The 3,410-nt window shown below is 56.4% G+C and carries 2 protein-coding genes and 1 pseudogene; 1 reads left to right on the plus strand and 2 read right to left on the minus strand.

Features of this window, described 5'->3' with window-relative positions:
* Window positions 1–205: 205 nt before the first annotated feature.
* The gene (locus ACIONG_RS30075) at window positions 206–1,333 is read right to left on the minus strand and encodes a branched-chain amino acid ABC transporter substrate-binding protein (RefSeq protein WP_401304619.1); all 1,128 of its coding nucleotides are present in this window, start codon (window positions 1,331–1,333) and stop codon (window positions 206–208) included.
* A gap of 352 nt (window positions 1,334–1,685) precedes the next feature.
* Between ACIONG_RS30075 and ACIONG_RS30080 the strand changes: the two genes are divergently transcribed.
* Window positions 1,686–1,991 (plus strand): DUF2288 domain-containing protein, encoded by a 306-nt coding sequence (locus ACIONG_RS30080; protein ID WP_103307208.1) that lies wholly within the window; start codon window positions 1,686–1,688, stop codon window positions 1,989–1,991.
* Window positions 1,992–2,310: 319 nt separating this feature from the next.
* On the opposite strand, the pseudogene ACIONG_RS30085 reads toward ACIONG_RS30080, so the two are convergent.
* Window positions 2,311–3,410 (minus strand): annotated as a pseudogene (locus ACIONG_RS30085) (hypothetical protein); the annotation flags it as partial.

Here is a 3,410-nt window from a genome sequence, read left to right on the forward strand (position 1 = left end):
GCATTTCACTGGTGGAGTCATTTTCCCGCCCGGCCCCGTGGATCTATATCCACTTCGAATCCGGGGTTTGCCAGCGAACCGCTGATGACGGTTTTGAGATTTTCAGGTGGGGAGACTGGCGGATCACGCCAGCGCGGCCCTTACATTCGTAAAACAAAGCCCACGGCACGCCGTGGGCTTTATTGGCAGTCAGTCCGGCCGTGCCTTACTGAGGCGACACTTCGGTTTTCGGTTTGCCGTTGTGCCACTCGTAGACCACGAATTTGAAGTCTTTCAAGTCGCCCTTGGCGTCGAAGCTCAGATCGCCAGTCGGGGTCTTGAAGGTACCGGCGTGGATGGCTTCAGCCACTTTGGCCGCGTCTTCGGACTTGGCTGCCTTGATGCCTTCGGCAATCACTTCAACCGCCGAGTAGGACGGGAACACGAACGGGCCGCTCGGGTCTTCTTTCTTCGCTTTGAAAGCATCGGCCAGGGCGATGTTGGCAGGGTCCTGGTCGAAGGATTTCGGCAGGGTCACCAGCAGGCCTTCGGCAGCGTCTTTGGCGATCTGGGTGATCGAGTCGTTGCCCACGCCTTCTGGGCCCATGAACTTGGCTTTAAGGCCTTTTTCCTGGGCTTGACGCAGGATCAGACCCAGCTCCGGGTGGTAGCCGCCGTAGTAAACGAAGTCGACGTTGGCTTGCTTGAGTTTGGCAATGATCGCCGAGAAGTCTTTGTCGCCGGCGTTGACGCCTTCGAACACGGCAACTTTGGTGCCTTTCTTCTCAAGGGTCGATTTCACGGCGGTGGCGATGCCTTCACCGTACTGCTGCTTGTCGTGCAGGACGCCGACGATTTTCGGTTTGACGTGATCGGCAATGTAGTTACCGGCGGCAGGACCCTGGGCGCTGTCCAGACCGATAGTACGGAAGATCATTTTGTAACCACGGGCGGTGATGTCCGGGCTGGTGGCAGCCGGGGTGATCATGATCACGCCTTCGTCTTCGTAGATGTCCGAAGCAGGTTGAGTGGAGCTGGAGCACAGGTGACCGACCACGAACTTGACGCCGTCGTTGACGACCTTGTTCGCGACCGCTACGGCTTGTTTCGGATCGCAGGCATCGTCGTATTCAACGGCTTCGAGCTTCTTGCCGTCGACGCCGCCCTTGGCGTTGATTTGTTCGATGGCCATTTTCGCGCCACTGAACTGCATGTCGCCGTACTGGGCTACAGGACCGGTTTTAGGGCCGGCGATACCGAGTTTGATGGTGTCAGCTGCGAACGAATGGCTGGCAACCCCGGCCAGAACCATAGCGGCAAACAGTTTGGAAATCTGCTTAGTAGCCTTAGTCATAGTGCTCCACTCTTACTGTTGTAATTTTTTTGAGTTCTGGCGCCGTAGCAGCAGAACCGGGTCAGATATCTTTGCGATACCCTCCGGAAATGCCCCCGGCAACTGTACCGGTACAGTGTAGAGCGCCGGTTGTTGGCCTGGGAAGCGGGCGCCGAGGGGCAAAACTTGGGGGTGTCGCATTTTTGAATGAAAAAGACAGAATTGCGGCGGGGCGTTCGTGGGCATATATCCCAATCATCAGCATTCCCTGGCGTTCCTGCTCTTTTCGTTCGGTGCAGCCATTTGCAACCGGGTTTTTCTGGCGGACCACCGACGTTATCATTCGCGTCGATTTCTTTTCCGGACAGTTCCCATGAATCAAGAACCTAGCACCCTCTATGCCAAGCTGCTCGGCGAGACCGCATCTATTACTTGGAAAGAGTTGGAGCCGTTCTTCGCCAGGGGTGCCCTATTGTGGGTCGACCCTGCGCTGGATTTGATCGCCGCTGCCGAGGCCGTGGCGTCGGATGAAGGCGAGAAAGTCGCTGCCTGGCTGGCCGAAGACAAGGTCGCCAAGCTGTCTGAAACGCGGGCGCTGGATATTTTCGAGCGCGATCCACAGCTGTGGGCGGTGGTGGTGAGTCCGTGGATTTTGATCCAGGAAAGGGCGGCGGTCTGAATGCCTGCACTGATGTAGTGCATGCCAGCATCGTTGAAAAGTGTGTAGCCGAGTAGCGTGATGGCACGTTGCCGTAGAGAAACACCACAAGCGAGGGTGGCATCACGGTGACGTAAACGTAACGGGAACAGTTTAGTAAGCAGCCTAACGGCTGCTTAATTGTTTCTGGATATTGGAAAAGCTGAAATCTTCAGGGAATCTGAGGGCCCAATCGCTGGCAAGCCAGCTCCCACAAGGTTTGCGGTGAACACCAATATTGTGAACACCCGAAAACCTGTGGGAGCTGGCTTGCCAGCGATTAGGGCGACCCGGTCTGTGATCAGACCGAGAACGACTTGCCGGTATGGTTATTGAGGGAAATAACCTTGGTCTTGCCAATCCGGTGACGGTAGATCTCGCGCAGGTACTTGATCGCTTTCTTCACGCAATCGCGCGACAGGCGAATGTCATTGATCGAGACAAACTTGTCTTTGTCGTTGATCAGCTCGCGATACTTCTTCTCGTACATCGGCTTGATCGCGTACCAGTTGGTGTCGAGGATCTTCGCCGGGTTCTCGAATTCGTTGAGCAGGTCATCGATGCGGTCTTCGTCGAATTCTTCGTTGATGATGAAGTCGAGAATCGAGTTATCCAGCGTCTCGTCGAACCGGTACGGGTTCTTCGCGAAGCAACGCTTGATGAACGCCACGATCAGGGTCAGGAAGTCGTCCGACAGGCACGGGCTCTTGGCGATCAGGGTGGTCAGCGACAGGTTGGCCGAAGCACCGATCACCAACGCATAACGCTTGAGCGTGGTGTTGGGGAACAGGCTGTTGAGGTGGGTCTTCAACCGGTTCAGGTCCATGTACGACAGCTTGTAGTCTTTCGGCAGGGAGACGATCGAGACCACCGACGAGCAGTTCTTGAAGAAGTGCAGGTCGTGCAGCGCCGCAGCGTCGTAGCCGGAATTCTTGTACTGCTCCAGCGAGGCGCGATAGCGCTTGGACTCGATCGGCAGCAGGCTGATGCCTTCGATCGCCTGGGTGACCTTGTTGAAGTGCGGCAGGTCGATCGAGCGGAAGAACAGATCGTCGATGTTCAGGCGCTGCGGCTCTTTATCGAACACCTTGAACTTGTCGCTGCTCGGCGGCGGCGTTTCCGGCACCACCGATTCGGCGTAGGCAATCGCCACCGGGCCGGCCAGACTCATGAACAGGTCGTTGGCATCCAGGCGAATGGTTTCGCCGATGTCGATGCCGGCACGACGGAAGTAGTTCTGGTCGTAGTCAGTGGTGACGGCCTGCGCGGTCAGAATGTTGAAGATCTGCTGCGAGATGTACTGGTTGGCGTGCTTTTCCATCGCATTGACATCAATGTTCTGGATGTTGCCGTCATCGCTCTCTTCGGCGTATCGCATGATGTCGTTGGAAATCAGCATCA

Origin of the sequence: Pseudomonas sp. NPDC087817, assembly GCF_044742875.1 — a bacterium.
In the GTDB taxonomy this organism is placed as follows: Bacteria; Pseudomonadota; Gammaproteobacteria; order Pseudomonadales; family Pseudomonadaceae; genus Aquipseudomonas.